1 pseudogene is annotated in these 265 nt (G+C 61.9%); it reads left to right on the forward strand.

Features of this window, described 5'->3' with window-relative positions:
- Nucleotides 1-265 (forward strand): annotated as a pseudogene (locus SB764_RS41185) (monooxygenase); the annotation flags it as partial.

Below are 265 nucleotides of genomic sequence, written 5' to 3' on the forward strand. Positions count from 1 at the left end.
CTCGATGCCATCCGGGAGCTTGCCGGAAACTGGCCCGATCCTTTCGAATTTATCCCGGTGTTGTCTCACGATTCCCCGGGCAGCCCCTGGGAAGGCGCCCGAGGCCTGGTCAGCGATTTCATCACCGCGGCGATGGCTGACGGTGCGGAAGGCTATCTATGCGGACCACCGCCCATGATTGACGCAGGCATCGCAATGCTGGTGCAGCACGGGGTTTCGCTCGAGGCCATTCACTACGACAAGTTCACCGACGGTCACGATGCGG

The sequence above is a fragment of the Paraburkholderia sp. SIMBA_027 genome, assembly GCF_046535315.1.
GTDB classification, from domain to species: domain Bacteria; phylum Pseudomonadota; class Gammaproteobacteria; order Burkholderiales; family Burkholderiaceae; genus Paraburkholderia; species Paraburkholderia tropica.